At 72.8% G+C, this 17,103-nt stretch carries 15 protein-coding genes; 14 read left to right on the top strand and 1 reads right to left on the bottom strand.

Annotated features, from left to right (window positions below; all coding sequences use genetic code 11):
* Window positions 1–225 precede the first annotated feature (225 nt).
* From P8A18_RS07185 to P8A18_RS07135, 11 genes are all read left to right on the top strand, one after another.
* A complete protein-coding gene (locus P8A18_RS07185) occupies window positions 226–1,710 on the top strand; it encodes an aldehyde dehydrogenase (RefSeq protein WP_306052785.1) in 1,485 nt (494 codons plus the stop codon).
* Window positions 1,711–1,748: 38 nt separating this feature from the next.
* A complete protein-coding gene (locus tag P8A18_RS07180) occupies window positions 1,749–2,798 on the top strand; it encodes a VOC family protein (RefSeq protein ID WP_306052783.1) in 1,050 nt (349 codons plus the stop codon).
* Window positions 2,795–3,634, top strand: a complete 840-nt coding sequence (locus tag P8A18_RS07175; protein ID WP_018555602.1) for an aspartate dehydrogenase domain-containing protein — start codon at window positions 2,795–2,797, stop codon at window positions 3,632–3,634. The genes P8A18_RS07180 and P8A18_RS07175 overlap by 4 nt, the downstream gene beginning before the upstream one ends.
* On the top strand, window positions 3,631–4,419 hold the full coding sequence (locus P8A18_RS07170; protein ID WP_306052781.1) for an alpha/beta fold hydrolase: 789 nt from the start codon (window positions 3,631–3,633) through the stop codon (window positions 4,417–4,419). The genes P8A18_RS07175 and P8A18_RS07170 overlap by 4 nt, the downstream gene beginning before the upstream one ends.
* Window positions 4,420–4,461: 42 nt before the next feature.
* A complete protein-coding gene (locus P8A18_RS07165; RefSeq protein ID WP_371933645.1) occupies window positions 4,462–4,983 on the top strand; it encodes a cupin domain-containing protein in 522 nt (173 codons plus the stop codon).
* Complete coding sequence (locus P8A18_RS07160) at window positions 4,983–5,741, top strand: SDR family oxidoreductase (protein WP_306052779.1); 759 nt, start codon at window positions 4,983–4,985, stop codon at window positions 5,739–5,741. Before P8A18_RS07165 ends, P8A18_RS07160 begins: the two co-directional genes overlap by 1 nt.
* Before the next feature lie 186 nt (window positions 5,742–5,927).
* Window positions 5,928–6,713 (top strand): SDR family oxidoreductase, encoded by a 786-nt coding sequence (locus P8A18_RS07155; RefSeq protein ID WP_018555606.1) that lies wholly within the window; start codon window positions 5,928–5,930, stop codon window positions 6,711–6,713.
* Window positions 6,714–6,748: 35 nt separating this feature from the next.
* Window positions 6,749–8,425 carry a thiamine pyrophosphate-binding protein gene (locus tag P8A18_RS07150; RefSeq protein WP_306052777.1) on the top strand — a complete coding sequence of 559 codons (1,677 nt, stop codon included), beginning with the start codon at window positions 6,749–6,751 and terminating at the stop codon, window positions 8,423–8,425.
* Window positions 8,422–9,384: a PDR/VanB family oxidoreductase gene (locus tag P8A18_RS07145; RefSeq protein ID WP_306052775.1), complete on the top strand. Its 963-nt coding sequence runs from the start codon at window positions 8,422–8,424 to the stop codon at window positions 9,382–9,384. The genes P8A18_RS07150 and P8A18_RS07145 overlap by 4 nt, the downstream gene beginning before the upstream one ends.
* Before the next feature lie 21 nt (window positions 9,385–9,405).
* Window positions 9,406–9,636 carry a recombinase-like helix-turn-helix domain-containing protein gene (locus P8A18_RS07140; protein WP_306052773.1) on the top strand — a complete coding sequence of 77 codons (231 nt, stop codon included), beginning with the start codon at window positions 9,406–9,408 and terminating at the stop codon, window positions 9,634–9,636.
* 7 nt (window positions 9,637–9,643) lie between these two features.
* The gene (locus tag P8A18_RS07135) at window positions 9,644–10,711 is read left to right on the top strand and encodes a Rieske 2Fe-2S domain-containing protein (RefSeq protein WP_306052771.1); all 1,068 of its coding nucleotides are present in this window, start codon (window positions 9,644–9,646) and stop codon (window positions 10,709–10,711) included.
* Window positions 10,712–10,854: 143 nt separating this feature from the next.
* Here P8A18_RS07135 and P8A18_RS07130 read toward each other — a convergent pair whose 3' ends face one another.
* Window positions 10,855–11,367 (bottom strand): MarR family winged helix-turn-helix transcriptional regulator, encoded by a 513-nt coding sequence (locus P8A18_RS07130; RefSeq protein WP_018555611.1) that lies wholly within the window; start codon window positions 11,365–11,367, stop codon window positions 10,855–10,857.
* Between the two features lie 127 nt (window positions 11,368–11,494).
* On the opposite strand from P8A18_RS07130, the gene pepN reads away from it, so the two are divergent.
* From pepN to P8A18_RS07115, 3 genes are all read left to right on the top strand, one after another.
* Complete coding sequence (gene pepN / locus P8A18_RS07125; protein ID WP_306052769.1) at window positions 11,495–14,035, top strand: aminopeptidase N; 2,541 nt, start codon at window positions 11,495–11,497, stop codon at window positions 14,033–14,035.
* Between the two features lie 255 nt (window positions 14,036–14,290).
* Window positions 14,291–15,694 carry a pyridoxal phosphate-dependent decarboxylase family protein gene (locus tag P8A18_RS07120; RefSeq protein WP_306052767.1) on the top strand — a complete coding sequence of 468 codons (1,404 nt, stop codon included), beginning with the start codon at window positions 14,291–14,293 and terminating at the stop codon, window positions 15,692–15,694.
* Window positions 15,691–17,097: a lysine N(6)-hydroxylase/L-ornithine N(5)-oxygenase family protein gene (locus P8A18_RS07115; RefSeq protein ID WP_306052765.1), complete on the top strand. Its 1,407-nt coding sequence runs from the start codon at window positions 15,691–15,693 to the stop codon at window positions 17,095–17,097. Before P8A18_RS07120 ends, P8A18_RS07115 begins: the two co-directional genes overlap by 4 nt.
* Window positions 17,098–17,103: the final 6 nt, after the last annotated feature.

The following is a 17,103-nucleotide window of genomic DNA, read 5'->3' as shown; positions in this document are numbered from 1 at the left end:
TGCCCGTGGGGCGGGTGACGTCGCCCACGAACCTCTGTAAGCACCTAGCTTCTTAGGGCTTAAGTTCTATCCGTCCGGGGGTGGCGGCCGTCAAGACCCCGGGAGCAAAAGAGTTTTTGCCCGGGGGGCTTGCGGGCAGTTACTTAAGCACTTAGCTTTTTAGCCCTGAGGTAACCGGCTCCCGTGGCCGGACCGAGAACCGCTACGACCGCAGGAGGCCAACCGATGCTTGCCGACGAGGTGTTGGTCGCAGGACAGTGGCGCCAGGGGCGGGGCGCCCTCATCGAGACCGCCGACCCGGCCACCGGCCAGGTCATCGCCACCGTGCACGCCGCATCCCTCGAAGACGTCGAGGAAGCCGCGACCGCGGCCGCCCACGCCGCCCAGGACCCCGCCTGGCGCGAGCTGCCCGCCCACCTCCGCGCCCGGCTGCTGCACCGCGTCGCCGACCTCGTCGAGCAGAGCGCCGAGAGGCTCTCCGCCCTCCAGACCGCCGACACCGGCAAGTGCCGCACCGAGACCCGCGCCCTCGTCCTCAGCGCCGCCGGCACCTTCCGCTACACCGCCGCCGCCCTGGAGACCGCCGAGGACGCCCTCACCCCCGCGCGCGGCCCGTACGTCACGATGAGCGTCCACGAACCCATCGGCGTCGTCGGCGCGATCACTCCCTGGAACTCGCCGATCGCCAGCGACGCCCAGAAGCTCGCCCCCGCGCTCGCCGCCGGCAACGCCGTCCTCCTCAAGCCCGCCGAGTGGACCCCGCTCGTCGCCCTCGCGCTCGGCCGCCTCGTCCACCAGGCGCTCACCGAGGCCGGCCTGCCCACCGCGCTGCTCTCGGTCCTGCCGGGGCGCGGCAGCGTCATCGGCGACGCGATCGTGCGCCACCCGGCCGTCGGGAAGATCACCTTCACCGGCGGTACGGCCACCGGCCGCACCCTCGCCCACGCCGCCGCCGACAAACTGATCCCCGTCTCCCTCGAACTCGGCGGAAAGTCACCGACGATCGTCCTGGAGGACGCCGACCTGGAGCAGGCACTCGCCGGCGTCATGTACGGCGTCTTCTCCTCCACCGGGCAGAGCTGCATCGCCGGCTCCCGCCTCTTCGTCCACCGCTCCCGCTACGAGGAGTTCCTCGGCGAACTCGTCGCCCGTACGCAGAAGCTGCGCGTCGGCCCCGGCACCGACCCGGACACCCAGGTCGCCCCGCTCGTCCACCACCGCCACCGCGACAGCGTCGCCGCCTACGTCGACCTGGCCCGCGAGGAGGGCGCCACCGTCCGGTGCGGGGGAGCCGCCCCCGAGGGCCCGCGCCACCGGGCCGGCGCCTACTACCTGCCCACCGTCCTGGACGGGCTCCCCCACACCGCCCGGGTCTGCCAGGAGGAGATCTTCGGCCCGGTCCTGGTCGCCCTGCCCTTCGATGACGACGACGACCTCGTCACCCGGGCCAACGCCAGCGTCTACGGCCTGGCCTGCGGCATCTGGACCCGCGACCACGCCCGTGCCTGGCGCCTCGCCCGCCGGATCGACGCGGGGACCGTCTGGATCAACACGTACAAGCAGTTCAGCATCTCCACCCCGTTCGGCGGGCTGAAGGACAGCGGCATCGGCACCGAGAAGGGCCGCGACCTCATCCGCGGCTACCAACGGCAGAAGTCCCTCTACTGGGCCACCGACACCACCCCGCTGCCCTGGGCCGCCGCCCACTGACACCGCACGCGCCCCACCCACCCGAGCGGGAGAACACCATGCCCCACCCCCACCCCCAGCCGATCGCCCGGCTCCGCGCCCTGCGCTCCGTCGAACTCCGCACCCCCGCCTTCACCGAGTCCGCCGACTTCTACGCGGAGGTCTGGGGCCTGGAACCCGTCGAACGCGACACCGACACCACCTGGCTGCGCGGCACCGGCGAGGAACACCACGTCCTCCAGCTGACCCGCGGCGAACACAACGGGCTCGGCCGCATCGCCTTCGCCGTCGCCACCCCCGCCGAGGTGGACGAGGCCGCCCGCCGGCTCCTCGCCCGGTCCATCGTCCCCGTCGCCGGTCCCGGCCCCCTCGACCAGGCCGGCGGCGGCTACGGGCTCCGCTTCACCGACCCCGAGGGCCGGCTGATCGAACTCAGCGCTCAGACCCACGCCGTCACCCCGCGCGGCCGGGACGCCGCCGTGCCCGTCGGCGTCACCCACACCGTCCTCAACACCACGGACATCGACGCCGCCGTCGCCTTCTACACCTCCGTGCTCGGGCTGCGCGTCTCCGACTGGTCCGAGCACCAGATGGCCTTCCTGCGCTGCAACGCCGACCACCACTGCATCGCGTTCAACCAGGCCGAGTGGACCTCCCTCAACCACGTCGCCTACGAGATGAGCGACGTCGACCACTTCATGCGCGGCCTCGGCCGGCTCCGCCACCACGGCATCAGCCCCCAGTGGGGGCCCGGCCGGCACGGCCCCGGCAACAACACCTTCTCCTACTTCACCGACCCGGCCGGACTTGTCTGCGAATACACCTCCGAGGTCGCGCAGATCGTCGAGGACGCCTGGATCGCCAAGGTCTGGCGCCGCACCCCCGACCTCTCCGACCTGTGGGGCACCGCCGGACCGCCCTCGCCCGCGATCCGCTCCCACATGGCCGGCACCCCCGACCCGGGCCCCCTCGCCGGAGCCACCCCGCGCCCCTTCGCCGGAGCCACCCCGCGCCCCTTCGCCGGAGCCACCCCGCGCCCCTTCGCCGAAGCCACCCCCGGCCCTCTCGCCGACACCACCGCCGACACCACCGAAGAGGTGACCGCGTGACCGCCACCCTCACCCCCCGGCCGGACACCCCCGCCCGTCCCGACCGCCCCGTGCGCCGCATCGGCCTCGTCGGCTGGGGCGCCATCGGACGCGTCGTCGGCACCGCACTCGCCGAAGGCCGCGTCCCCGGCGCCGAACTCACCTGCGTCATCGACAACCGGCCCCTGGTCGACGCCCCCGCACCCCAGCTCTCCTTCGACGACGCCCTCGCCGTCTGCGACCTCGTCGTGGAAGCGGCCGGCCAGGGAGTCGTACGCGAATGGGCCGAACGCGTCCTCACCAGCGGCGCCGACCTGCTCATCGCCTCCACCGGAGCCCTGGTCGACCCCGAACTCACCGCCCGGCTGCGCGCCGCCGGACCCGGCCGCGTCTACTTCACCGGGGGCGCCGTCGGCGGCCTCGACCTCCTCCAGGCCGTCCGCGGACTCGGCCCCCTCACCTCGGTCACCCTCACCACCACCAAGCTCCCCGCCACCCTCCACCAGCCCTGGATGGACGCCGCGCTCACCGCCCGGCTGCACACCACCACCGAACCCGTCGAGGTCATGCGCGGCACCGCCCGCGACGTCCCGGCCAAGTTCCCCAAGTCGACCAACGTCGCCGCGTCCGTCGCCCTCGCCACCGGCGACCCGGACCTCGTGGAGGTCGTCGTCGTCGCGGACCCGGACGCCACCCTCACCCGGCACGTCATCGAGGCGGCCGGCCCGCACGGCACATACCGCTTCGAGGTCGAACACCGGCCCGACGCCGCCAACCCCGCCACCAGCCAGGTCGTCCCGCACGCCGTGCTCCGCAGCCTCGGCGCCGTCGTCGGCCGGGCGGGACAGATCCTGTGACCGCCGCCGGAATCCACACCCGGGAAGCCGGCGACCCCGAAGCCCCGCTCCTGCTCTGCCTGCACGGCATCGGCTCCTCGTCCGCCGCCTTCGCCCCCCAGCTCGCCGGCCTCGCCGACCAGGTACGCGTGGTGGCCTGGGACGCCCCGGGATACGCGGACTCCGCCGACCCCGCCCACGCCCCCGGCCTCGACGGCTACGCCGACACCGCCGCCGCCCTCATCCGCGCCCACGGCGGCCCCGCCCACGTCCTCGGCGTCTCCTGGGGCGGCGTCATCGCCCTGCGCCTCGCCGCCCGCCACCCCGGCCTCGTCGCCTCGCTGATCGTCGCCGACTCCAGCCGGGGCTCCGGCACCGACCCGGACAAGGCGAAGGCGATGCGCGCACGGGCCGGGCAGCTCGCCGCCGAAGGACCCGACGCCTTCGCCGCGGCCCGCGGCCCCCGCCTCGTCTCGGACGCCGCACCGCCCGCCCTCGTCCAACACGTCGTCGCCACCATGGCCGCCGCCGTCCGCGACCCCGGCTACGGATACGCCGCCGAGGCCATGGCCGGGGCCGACCTCACCGACGACCTGCCCGCCATCACCGCACCCGCCCTCGTCCTGTGCGGCGAGCAGGACACGGTCACCGGCACCGACGAGTCCCAGATCCTGGCGGGCGGCCTGGAGAAATCCGTCTACGTCACCCTCTCCGGCGCCGGACACCTGGCCAACCAGGAACGCCCCGAGGCCTTCAACGCCTGGGTCCGCGCCCACCTCCACGTCGTCGCCCGCGTTCCCGCGTAACGACGAGACCCCCACCCCCACCGATACACCGAGGAGCATCCCGTGCCCATCGACAAGACCCCGTACGAGAACAACGGCGACCTCGCGAAGTTCACCGACTCCCTCATCGCCACCAAGGACTCCCGCGAACCCGACTGGGACACCCTGTCCTTCCAGGAGAAGGCCGGCGCCCAGTACCGCCGCGCCCAGATCCGCTACGTCGGCTCCGGCGCCACCGGCAACCACGAGAGCGACAACCGCATCCTGCCCTCGGGCGGCTTCACCCTCTCCAACATGCTGCTCCCGCCGGGCGCCGAGGGCCCCGAGCACACTCACCACGACGTGGAGGAGGCGTTCTTCGTCCTGGAGGGCCGGGTCAGGGTCGGCATCCACCGCGGCGCCGGCGAGAGCGAGTACCGCACCCTCGGCTACCGCGACATGATCGTCGTCCCCGCCGGAGTGGCCCGCTCCCTGAAGAACGAGGGCGACACCGACGCCCTGTTCTGCGTCATCATCGGCACCCGCAAGCCGCAGGTCCCCACCTACCCCGAGCACTCCCCGATGCACGGCGTCACCCGCGACTGATGGCCGCCGACGACACCCCCCGCACGGTCGTCGTCACCGGCGCCGGCCGCGGCCTCGGACTGGCCGCGGCCCGCCGGATCGGCGGCGACGGATTCCGCGTCGTCATCGCCGAACTCGACGCGGCCACCGGCCGGCGGGCGGAGGCAGAACTGCGCGCCGACGGCATCACCGCGGACTACCGCCCGCTCGACGTCGCCGACCCGCACTCCGTCACCGCCCTCGCCGACTCCCTCGCCCACGACGGCAGCCGGCTCCACGGGCTGGTCAACAACGCCGGGCTCGCCAACGCGGTCGGCGGCAAACCGTTCCACGAGATCGACATCGAGACCTGGGACCGCATCATGACGGTCAACGCCCGCGGCCCCTGGCTCGTCGCCCGCGCCCTCCTCCCGCTCATGCGGGCCAACGGCGCCGGACGCATCGTCAACCTCGCATCGGACGCCGCCCTCTACGGCTCACCCCGGCTCGCCCACTACATCGCGTCCAAGGGCGCGGTGATCTCCCTGACCCGGGCCATGGCACGCGAGACCGGCGACCTCGGCATCACCGTCAACGCGGTCGCCCCCGGCCTCACGGAAGGGGAGTCCGCCGTGGACATCCCGGCCGAACGCCACGAGCTGTACCGGCTGAACCGGGCCATCTCCCGTCCCCAGCAACCCTCCGACCTGGTCGGCCTGATCGCCTTCCTCATCGGCGAGGAGTCCGGCTACATCACCGGCCAGACCTTCGCGGTCAACGGCGGCTTCACGATGAACTGACCAACCCCCGAACGAATCCGAGCCAGCCCGGCACATCCGGGCCAGCCCGGCACATCCAAGCCCGTCCGGCGATTGAGGACACCGCCCGCACCGGGGTCCCGGCGCCCCCGCGGAGCGCCCCCGCGAACCGCCCCCGCGGAGCGCCCCGCAGACCGCCCCGCCCACCCACCCGCAAGGAGCCGCGACATGGACCTCCGCCTGAAAGGCACCCGCATCCTCGTCACCGGCGGCAGCTCCGGCGTCGGCCTCGCCACCGTCCGCACACTGCTCCGGGAAGGCGCCCGCGTCGCCACCTGCGGCCGCCGCGCCGACGCCCTCGCGAAGGCCCTCGACGGCCTCGCCGGACCCGGCTCGCTCTACCACGCCCCCTGCGACGTGACCGACGAGGCCGCCGTACGCGCCTTCACCGACGCCGCCGCCGACCACCTCGGCGGCCTCGACGGCCTCGTCAACAACGCCGGCGCCTCCCGGATGAAACCCTTCGCCGAGACCACCCCCGCCGACTGGCGCGAGGAGCTGGAACTCAAATTCTTCGGCGTCCTCAACCCCCTGCACGCCGCCCTGCCCCACCTGCGCGCATCCGGCGCCGCCTCCGTCGTCAACATCAACGCCGTCCTCGCCAAACAGCCCGAGACCCGGCTGATGACCACCAGCGCCGCCCGCGCCGGCATCCTCAACCTCTCCACCTCCCTGTCCAAGGAACTCGCCCCCGACAACATCCGCGTCAACTCCGTCTGCCTCGGCCTCATCGACACCGGGCAGTGGGAACGCCGCCACGCCGCCTCCGGCAGTCCCCTGGACTACCCCGCCTGGCAGGCCGAACTCGCCGCCGACCGGGGCATCGCGCTCGGCCGCCTCGGCAACGCCGACGAAGTCGCGTACGCCGTCACCGCCCTGCTCTCACCCAGGGCCTCCTACATCACCGGCACCACCGTCGACGTCTGCGGCGGCGTCAACCGAGCCGTCGCATAACCCCCTGCCCGCACCCCTCACCAGGAGCACCCGACATGACCCGACCCAACGGCGGCGACCTGCTCGTCGAGACGCTACGAGGACTGGGCGTCGACACGGTGTTCGGCATCGTCAGCGTGCACAACCTGCCGCTCGTCGAAGCCGTCGACCGCGACCTGCGCTTCGTCCCCGTCCGCCACGAGGCCGCGGCCGTCAACGCCGCCGACGGCTACGCCCGCGCCACCGGCAACCTCGGCTGCGCCCTCACCAGCACCGGTACCGGGGCGGGCAACGCGGCCGGCTCCCTCATCGAGTCCCTCAGCTCCGGCACCCCCGTCCTCCACATCACCGGACAGATCGACAGCGCCCACCTCGGCTCCGGACGCGGCTTCATCCACGAGACCAAGGACCAGCTCGGCATGCTCCGCGCGGTCTCCGCCCACGCCGTCACCGTCACCGACGCCGAGAACGCCGGCAGTCTCCTGCGCGAGGCGGCGGCCCGCGCCCTGACCGCCCCGCACGGCCCGGTCAGCGTCGAGTGGCCCATCGACCTCCAGTTCGCGCCCCAGCGGCTCACCGGCACCCCCGTGCCCCGGGCCCCCGCCCCCGCCCTGCCCGACGCGGCGCTCCTGGACGAGGCGGCCGCCCTGCTGTCCGCCGCCCGCCGCCCCCTGCTCTGGGCCGGCGGCGGAGCCAACAGCGCCCGCCCCGAGGTCGCCGCCCTCCTGGACGCCCTGAACGCCGGACTCGTCACCTCCAACTCCGGCCGCGGCGCCGTCCCCGAGTCCGACGACCGGGTCCTCGGCAACTACGCCACCGCCCCGGCCGGCCGCGCCCTGCTCGCCGAGGCCGACACGCTGCTCTCCATCGGCACCCACTTCCGCTCCAACGAGACCGCCGACTACGGCCTCGAACTCCCCGCCACCCACATCCAGATCGACCTGGACCCGGCCGCCCCCGGCCGCGTGTACCCGGCCACCGTCGCCCTCACCGGCGACGCCACCGCCGTACTCGCCGCCCTCCTGGGCCGCGTCACCAGCGGCGGTACGGAGCCGAGCTGGCCCGAGCGCGTACGCGAGGCCCGTACCGGCGCCCGCACCGCGCAGCGCCACGCCATCGGGCCGCAGGCGGCGATCAACGACGCGATCCGCGACACCTGCCCGCCCGGGTCCGTCATCGCCAGGGACGTCACCATCCCGTCGTCCACCTGGGGAAACCGGCTCCTGGAGATCACCGACCCGGCCACCAACGTCTTCCCGCGCGGCGGCGGCATCGGCCAGGGCCTCGCCATGGGCATCGGCGCCGCACTCGGCCGCCCCGGCACCCCCACCGTCGTCATCGCCGGAGACGGCGGCCTCGCCGTCCACCTCGGCGAACTCCTCACCCTCGCCCAGGAGAAGCCCGACCTCACCCTCCTCGTCTTCAACGACGGCGGCTACGGCGTCCTGCGCAACATGCAGGACAGCCACTTCCCCCGCCGCTCCGGAGTCGACCTCACCACCCCCGACTTCGCCCTGCTCGCCGCCGCCGTCGGCCTCCCGTACGCCCGGATCGCCGCCGAGGCCGACGCGGGGCCCGTCATCAAGGAGGCCGTCACCACCCCCGGCCCGGCCCTGGTCGAGATCGACCTCGTCGCGCTCGGCCCGATGAACACCCCGTTCACCCCGCCCGTCAAGCTTCCCGCCACCGCCACCGCCGCCGACACCCAGGGAGAAGGAGGCAACCCGTCATGACATCCGCCGAGGAACCCCGGCTCGACCTGCTCGTCCACCGCATGACGTGGGAGGCCGACGGGGTGCTGAGCATCGAACTCACCCACCCCGACGGCGCCCCCCTCCCCGCCTGGCAGCCCGGCGCCCACATCGACGTGCACACCGGCGGCCGCATCCGCCAGTACTCCCTGTGCTCCGACCCCGCCGACACCACCCGCTGGCGCATCGGCGTCCTGCGCGAACCCGCCTCACGCGGCGGCTCCGCCCACATCCACACCCAGCTGAGGCCCGGCCAGACCCTCCACATCCAGGGCCCCCGCAACCACTTCGCGCTCGACCCAGCGGGCGACGCCACCGGCTACCTCTTCATCGCCGGAGGCATCGGCATCACCCCGCTCCTGGCCATGGCCCGCGAGGCCGCCCGCACCGGCACCCCCTGGCGACTCGTCCACGGCGGCCGCACCCGCGCCTCCATGGCCTTCACCGCCGAACTCACCGCACTCGCCGGGCTCCCCGGCGCCACCGTCGAGTTCATCCCCCAGGACGAACAGGGCCACCCCGACCTCGACACCCTGCTCGGCACCCTCGAACCGGGCACCCAGGTCTACTGCTGCGGCCCCGAACCCCTCCTCGCCGCCGTCGAGGAACGCTGCCCCGACGCCCGTACCGAACGCTTCGCCGCACCCGCCGCCCCGCGGCCCGACGGCCAGGACACCGGCTTCGACGTCGTCTGCTCCCGCACCGGACGCACCGTCGAGGTCACCCCCGGCACCACCGCGCTCGACGCCCTGGAGAACGCCGGTATCCCCGTCGCCTCCTCCTGCCGCGACGGCATCTGCGGCACCTGCGAGACCAAGGTCCTCGAAGGCGTCCCCGACCACCGCGACTTCCTCCTCAGCGACGGCGAACGCGAAGCCGGCGCCTCGATCATGCTCTGCGTCTCCCGCTCCCGCACCCCCCGCCTCGTACTCGACCTCTGAACCGCCCCGAAGGGAGCCGACATGACCGGCCCGACCAGCCCGCAGTACCTCGACCCGAACCAGGCCCGCACCGCCGAGCCCACCCCGTACGAGAAGAAGCTCGCCGCCGTCATCGAGGAGGTCTTCGGCAGCGGAGCCCACGACCTGCCCGGACTCGTCGCCGGACTCAACGCCCGCGACCTGCCCGCCCCCGACGGCAGCCCCTGGACCGAGGACACCTTCCGCACCGAGATGCGCCGACTGGGAGCGTGAGACACCCATGACCACCGCCACCACCCCCGTGCCGCAGGGCACCCCCACCCGCCCCTCCGAAGTCGCCCGCCCCGGCGACCGCACCGCCGACCGGCTCTTCGCCACCGGCATCCGCAACCAGTGGTACGCCGTCTGCCCCTCGGACTTCGTCCCCGCCGGCGGAATGAAACGCCTCACCCTCCTCGGCGAGGAATGGCTCCTCTTCCGCCGCGCCGACGGCACCCTCCACATGCTGGAGGACCGCTGCCCCCACCGCGGCGCCCGCCTCTCCCTCGGCAAACACCTCGGCGACCGCATCGCCTGCTGGTACCACGGCGTCCAGGTCGACGGCACCGGCACCGTCGCCGCCGTCCCCGGCCTGCCCGGCTGCAACCTCGAAGGCAAACAGCTCGTCGCCGCCCCCCACCTCATCGAGACCGGCGGCGCGATCCTCGCCTACTTCGGCGACCACACCCACGCCGAACCCGCCCCGCTCACCCTCCCCGAACCGCTCACCGACCCCGGCACCTCGGCCTTCCTCTGCTACGCCGAGTGGAACGTCAACTGGCGCTACGCCGTCGAGAACCTGCTCGACCCCATGCACGGCTCGTTCCTCCACCGCGACTCGCACAGCATGGCCGAGGGACAGACCACCGCCCGCTTCCGCATCCGCGAGACCGAACGCGGGTTCTTCTTCGAGAAGACCGACCAGAGCGGCGTCAACTTCGACTGGGTCGAGCTCTGCCGCACCGGCGTCGACTGGGTCGACCTCACCATCCCCTACCCGCCGACCGCCGGCCCCGGCGGCCCGTTCGGCATCGTCGGCATGGCCACCCCCATCGACGAGAACCGCTGCTCCGTCTTCTTCTGGCGCTACCGCAAGGTCACCGGCTGGCAGCGCGACACCTGGCGCTTCCTGTACAAGACGCTCCTGGAGGACCGCCACTGGGAGGTCCTCGAACAGGACCGCGTCATGCTGGAGGACCTGCGCGCCGACGCCGACCAGGCGGAGAACCTCTACCAGCACGACCTGGGCGTGGTACGAGTCCGCCGCATGTACCGCACAGAGGCGGAGACCCAGGCCGCGAAGGCCTGACGACCCTCCCCGGCCGCCGGCGGCAAGCCCGTCCGGCGGCCGGGGACTCCCGCACGAGGCCGAGGACGCCCACGAACCAGGCCCGTCCGGCGACCGACCGGGGACCCCACCCGCACCGGGTTCACCGGTGCCCCGCGGAGCGCCTACGCACCGCCCTCCGCGTCGAGCACCGACCGCTCCAGCTTCTCCAGCAACCCCGCCAGCTGCTCGCACTCCGCCTCCGACAACCCCGCCAGCATCCGCCGCTCGTTGTCCAGATGCTCCGAGAACAGCTCGTCGATCAGCGAAAGCCCCTCGTCCGTCAGCCGCGAGTGCACCACCCGCCGGTCCTGCGGATCGCGCTCGCGCCGGATCAGCCCGTCCTTCTCCAGCCGGTCGATCCGCAGCGTCACACCCGCCGAACTGATCAGCCCGGAATCCGCCAGCTCACCCGCCGTACGCCGGAACGGCGCCCCCGCCCGGCGCAGCGCCGTCAGCACGTCGAACCCCGCCATCGACAGACCCTTGCGCTCCACCGGCCGGGAGATCGCCGTGCTGTACCGCAGGAACGCCCGGTGCAGCCGGCCGAAGACCTCCAGCGGAGCCGTGTCCAGCTCGGGCCGCTCGCGCCGCCAGTCCGCCACGATCGACGCCACCGCGTCCTGGTCCTTCGCCATCCCGCCACACCCTCCGCGCAGGTACACAATGGGGTAAGAATCTTAGCCCTCAAAGGATCGGCCGCCCCCGCCCGGTTCCGCCGGAACCCGCCTGCACGCCGCCCCGCGGATACGGCAGCATGTCCCCATGTCCGTACTGACGCGCGATGAAGCGCAGACCCGAGCCCAGATCCTCGACGTACAGCGATACACGATCGAACTCGATCTCACCGCGGGGGAGGAGACCTTCGGCTCCCGCGCCGTGATCGACTTCACCGCACGCACCGCCGGTGACACCTTCATCGAGCTCAAGCCCGCGACCCTGCGCTCGGTCAGCCTGGACGGACAGCCGCTGAACCCCGCGGACCTCACCGAGAACCGCTTCCCCCTGCGCGGCCTCACCGCCGGGACCCACGAACTGCGCGTCGACGCCACGATGACCTACTCCCGCACCGGCGAAGGCATGCACCGCTTCACCGACCCCAGCGACAACGAGACGTACGTCTACACCCAGCTGTTCATGGACGACGTCCAGCGCGTCTTCGCCGCGTTCGACCAGCCCGACCTGAAATCCGTCTTCGCCCTCACCGTCACCGCCCCCGAGGGCTGGACCGTCCTCGGCAACGGAATCGCCGAGCACACCGGAAACGGCCGCTGGACCATCGCCCCCACGCCGCCGGTCTCCACCTACCTCGTCGCCGTCGCCGCAGGCCCCTGGCACTCCGTGACCACCGAGCACGCCGGCCTGCCCTTCGGCATCCACTGCCGCCGGTCCCTCGCCCCCCACCTCGACGCCGACGCCGACGAGATCCTCGGCATCACCCGGGCCTGCTTCGACCGGTTCCAGGAGAAGTTCGACGAGCCCTACCCGTTCGACTCCTACGACCAGGCGTTCGTCCCCGAATTCAACGCCGGCGCCATGGAGAACCCCGGCCTCGTCACCCTCCGCGACGAATTCGTCTACCGCTCGGCCGTCACCGACACCGAACGCCAGACCCGCGGCATGGTCATCGCCCACGAGATGGCGCACATGTGGTTCGGCGACCTCGTCACCCTCGCCTGGTGGGACGACATCTGGCTCAACGAGTCCTTCGCCGAGTACATGGGCTACCAGACCCTCGCCGAAGCCACCCTTCCGCACGGCCTCAACTCCGTTCGAGCAGGCAAGACCCCATTCCCCGGCATCTGGGTCGACTTCGCCCTCGCCCGCAAGGGCTGGGGCTACGACGCCGACCAGCGCCCCTCCACCCACCCCGTCGCCCCCGACCCCGCCGACGTACCCGACACCGCGTCCGCCCTGCTCAACTTCGACGGCATCTCCTACGCCAAGGGCGCGTCCGCCCTGCGCCAACTCGTCGCCTGGCTCGGCGAAAAGGACTTCCTCGCCGGCATCAACACCCACTTCGCCCGCCACAAATTCGCCAACGCCACCCTCGCCGACTTCATCGACAACCTCGCCTCGGCCACCGACCGCGACGTCCACGGCTGGGCCGACCAGTGGCTGCGCACCACCGGAATCGACACCCTCACCGCACACACCACCGAGACCGACACCACCTGGTCCCTCACCATCGGCCACCAGGGCACCCGCCCCCACCGCATCAGCGTCGGCGCCTACGACCACTCCCTCGACACCCGGCACGGCCCCGCCACCCTCGTCCTGCGCGAACGCTTCGAGACCGGCATCCCCGAAGACACCCCCCTCACCCGCCCCGGCCGCCGCCCCGCCCTCGTCGTCATCAACGACGAAGACCTCACCTACGCCAAGATCCGCCTCGACCCCCACTCCTGGAACACCGTCCTCACCAGCCTCTCCGGCATCCCCGACGCCCTCACCCGCGCCGTCATCTGGAACGCCGCCCGCGACATGGTCCGAGACGGCGAACTGGCCCCCGCCACCTACCTCGAAGCCGCCCGCACCCACATCCCGCACGAGACCGACCCCGTCATCATCCAACGCGTCCTCACCTTCGCCGACACCCAGATCGCCGCCCGGTACACCGCCCCCGACAACCGGCCCGCCGCCCTCGCCACCCTCACCGCCCTGTGCCGCGACCTCATCCGCCGCACCGAGGACGGCACCCGCCCCGGCCTCCGCCTCACCGCCGTACGCCACCTCATCGACGCCGCCACCCAGCCCGACACCATCCAGGGCTGGCTCAGCGACGACACCGTCCCCGGCGGACCCGAACTCGACCCCGAACTGCGCTGGCGCATCCTCACCCGCCTCGCCGTCCTCGGCGCCACCGACGAAACCGCCATCGCCGCCGCCCTCGAAGCCGACCCCAGCGCCACCGGCCAGGAAGGCGCCGCCCGCTGCCGCGCCGCCCTGCCCACCCCCGAGGCCAAAGCCGCCGCCTGGCACGCCATGTTCAGCGACGACACCCTCTCCAACTACCTCTTCACCGCCATCGCCCAAGGCTTCTGGCAGCCCGAACAGACCGACCTCGTCCGCGCATACGTGCCCCGCTACTACCCCGACGCCAACCGACTCGCCAACCGCCGCGGCCCCGCCATCGCCGAAGCCGCCGGAGCCCACGCCTTCCCCGCCCACGCCATCGACACCGACAGCCTCCACCTCGGCGAAGAAGCCCTCACCGACCAGACCCTCACCCCCGCCCTGCGCCGCAAGATCACCGACCAGCTCGACGACCTGCGCCGCGCCCTGACCGTACGCGCCGCCCACTGACCCGAAACATGCTCTGAACGACCCGCACCACCCGTGCCCGGCCCGCCCCACCACCGAGGAGCAGGCCGGGCACACCCGTACGAGCACACCCGCATACCACCCCGACCACCGGCAACCCGGACCGATCCACACGCGGCCACCCCTTCGAGTTCAGATCATCCGCCTCCCCGGCAGAGCCACCCGAAAACCGGACAAGCTGGCATGCACACCCATGCCCGCACACCACCCACGCACGCCCGAAGGACCAACCACCCCATGCCCACCCCACCCCTCGCCGGATCCACCACCGGACCCACCGCACTGCGCCCCCTCCTCGACACCGTCCTCACCGCACTCACCGAAGGCGCCCGCCGCCGCGACGGCCCCCTCCCCGCAGGCGGACCCGACACCGTCACCCCCCACATGCGCACCACCCTCACCCCCCTCATCCCCGACCAGGGAACCGGCGCCCACCACGCCCTCGCCACCATCGTCCAAGCCCTCACCGAAGGCGCCGCCGACCCCGCCGACCCACTCTGCGCCGCCCACCTCCACACCCCGCCCCTCGCCCTCGCCGCCGCCGCCGACCTCGCCGCCTCCGCCCTCAACCCCTCCATGGACTCCTGGGACCAGGCCCCCGCCGCCTCCACCCTCGAAGCCGACACCACCGCCGGGCTCGCCGCCGAGATCTACCCCCACCACCCCGCACCCGACGCCGTCATCACCACCGGCGGCACCGAGGCCAACCAACTCGCCCTCCTCCTCGCCCGCGAACGCCACGGCCCCGTCCAGACCGTCACCGGCACCAACGCCCACCACAGCACCGCCCGCGCCGCCTGGCTCCTCGGCCTCCCCGAACCCCTCACCGTGCCCGCCCCCACCGGCACCATCGACCTCACCGCCCTCCACGACACCCTCACCCGCAACCAGGGCAAGGCCCCCCTCCTCGTCACCGCCACCGCAGGCACCACCGACACCGGACAGATCGACCCCCTCACCGACATCGCCGACCTCTGCGCCCAACACGGCGCCGAACTCCACATCGACGCCGCCTACGGCGGACCCCTCCTCTTCAGCCCCACCCACCGCCACCTCGTCAACGGCCTCGACCGCGCCGACAGCGTCACCTTCGACCTGCACAAACTCGGCTGGCAACCCGCATCCGCCGGCATCCTCGCCGTCCCCGACCGCCGCCACCTCCACGCCCTCCACCACCACGCCCCCTACCTCAACGCCGACGACGACACCGAAGCCGGCCTCCCCGACCTCCTCGGCCGCTCCCTGCGCACCACCCGCCGCCCCGACGCCCTCAAAATCGCCATCACCCTCCAGGCACTCGGCCGCACCGGACTCGCCGACCTCATCGACCGCACCTGCGCCGCCGCCCACCACCTCGCCGACCTCATCACCCGCACCCCCACCCTCGACCTCTACGACCGCCCCACCATCAGCACCGTCCTCTTCCGCCCCACCGCCGCTGACGACCACACCGTCGCCACCATCCGCCGCACCCTCCTCACCCGCGGCCACGCCGTACTCGGCCGCACCCACGCCCACGGCCGCCTCTGGTTCAAAGCCACCCTCCTCAACCCCCACACCACCCCCGAGGACCTCCGCCGCCTCCTCGACCTCGTCACCCACCTCACCACCGAACTCAAGGAAGGCAGCACCCTGCGATGACCGACCGGCCCACCCCCGAGGACCCCCACCGCCCGCACGACCTCGTCGGCATCGGCATCGGCCCCTTCAACCTCTCCCTCGCCGCCCTCGCCCACGGCGTGACCACCCCCCTCACCACCGCCTTCTACGAACAGCGCCCCGCCTTCCACTGGCACCCCGGACTCCTCATCGACGGCGCCACCCTCCAAGTCCCCTTCCTCGCCGACCTCGTCACCCTCGCCGACCCCACCAGCCCCTGGAGCTTCCTCAACTACCAACGCACCCAGGACCGCCTCTTCCCCTTCTACTTCGCCGAGCGCTTCCATATCCACCGCGCCGAATACGACGCCTACTGCCGCTGGGTCAGCGACCAGCTCCCCGGTCTCTACTTCGGCCACCGGGTCGACGCCGTCCGCTGGAACCCCCGGGCCGCCCACTTCGAAGTCGACCACACCCAACTCGACGCCCTCGGCGAAGCCGCCTCACCCGGCCGCACCCACACCCGCCACATCGCCCTCGGCATCGGCACCGAACCCCACATCCCCGAACCCCTCAAACCCCTCACCGACGCCGGCACCGTCCCCGTCATCCACTCCGCCGACTACCTCCACCACCGCGACCGCCTCCTCGACGCCGGACACATCACCGTCATCGGCTCCGGCCAGTCCGGCGCCGAGATCTTCCTCGACCTCCTGCGCGCCCGCCCCGCCGGCCACGAAAAACTCCACTGGCTCGCCCGCACCCCCGCCTTCGCCCCCATGGAGTACTCCAAACTCGGCCTCGAACACTTCACCCCCGACTACACCCGCTACTTCCACGCACTCCCCGAACCCACCCGCGACACCCTCGTCCCCCACCAATGGCAGCTCCACAAAGGCATCGACCACGACACCATCGCCGCCATCCACGACGAGCTCTACCGCCGCACCCTCCACGGCGGCTGGCCCGACGCCACCCTCACCCCCGGCGTAGCCGTACGCACCGCCGGCCGCATCGCCAACACCCGCGTCGAACTCCACCTCGAACACACCCAGCAAGGCACCCGCAGCCGCCTCACCACCGACGCCGTCGTCCTCGCCACCGGCTACCGCGAACGCCCCCTCGACCACATCCTCGAAGGGCTCGCCCCCCACCTGCGCCGCGACACCTCCGGCCGCCCCCGCATCGACGACCGCTACCGCCTCGACCTCGGCCCCGCCATCACCGGCCACATCTACGTACAGAACGCCGAACGCCACACCCACGGCGTCGGCGCCCCCGACCTCGGCCTCGCCGCCTGGCGCAGCGCCACCATCCTCAACGACCTCACCGGCACCACCCCCTACCCCCTCCCGCGACGCACCGCCTTCACCACCTTCGGCCTCACCCAGCCCGCCATCCCCGCCCAGAACCCCACCCCCACCCCCCTCACCCGCAACAACTGACCACCC

Origin of the sequence: Streptomyces sp. Mut1, from assembly GCF_030719295.1 — a bacterium.
GTDB lineage: Bacteria > Actinomycetota > Actinomycetes > Streptomycetales > Streptomycetaceae > Streptomyces > Streptomyces castrisilvae.
Note: the sequence above shows the minus strand (reverse complement) of the source record. Positions and strands in the feature narration are given on the sequence as shown.

What these genes read in the sequence shown, in the direction of transcription:
- P8A18_RS07135 (WP_306052771.1), top strand. Translation starts at nt 9,644, where the DNA reads ATGACCACCGCCACCACCCCCGTGCCGCAGGGCACCCCCACCCGCCCC.
- P8A18_RS07120 (WP_306052767.1), top strand. Translation starts at nt 14,291, where the DNA reads ATGCCCACCCCACCCCTCGCCGGATCCACCACCGGACCCACCGCACTG.
- pepN (WP_306052769.1), top strand. Translation starts at nt 11,495, where the DNA reads ATGTCCGTACTGACGCGCGATGAAGCGCAGACCCGAGCCCAGATCCTC.
- P8A18_RS07140 (WP_306052773.1), top strand. Translation starts at nt 9,406, where the DNA reads ATGACCGGCCCGACCAGCCCGCAGTACCTCGACCCGAACCAGGCCCGC.
- P8A18_RS07130 (WP_018555611.1), bottom strand. Translation starts at nt 11,367, where the DNA reads ATGGCGAAGGACCAGGACGCGGTGGCGTCGATCGTGGCGGACTGGCGG.
- P8A18_RS07115 (WP_306052765.1), top strand. Translation starts at nt 15,691, where the DNA reads ATGACCGACCGGCCCACCCCCGAGGACCCCCACCGCCCGCACGACCTC.
- P8A18_RS07180 (WP_306052783.1), top strand. Translation starts at nt 1,749, where the DNA reads ATGCCCCACCCCCACCCCCAGCCGATCGCCCGGCTCCGCGCCCTGCGC.
- P8A18_RS07155 (WP_018555606.1), top strand. Translation starts at nt 5,928, where the DNA reads ATGGACCTCCGCCTGAAAGGCACCCGCATCCTCGTCACCGGCGGCAGC.
- P8A18_RS07150 (WP_306052777.1), top strand. Translation starts at nt 6,749, where the DNA reads ATGACCCGACCCAACGGCGGCGACCTGCTCGTCGAGACGCTACGAGGA.
- P8A18_RS07145 (WP_306052775.1), top strand. Translation starts at nt 8,422, where the DNA reads ATGACATCCGCCGAGGAACCCCGGCTCGACCTGCTCGTCCACCGCATG.
- P8A18_RS07185 (WP_306052785.1), top strand. Translation starts at nt 226, where the DNA reads ATGCTTGCCGACGAGGTGTTGGTCGCAGGACAGTGGCGCCAGGGGCGG.
- P8A18_RS07160 (WP_306052779.1), top strand. Translation starts at nt 4,983, where the DNA reads ATGGCCGCCGACGACACCCCCCGCACGGTCGTCGTCACCGGCGCCGGC.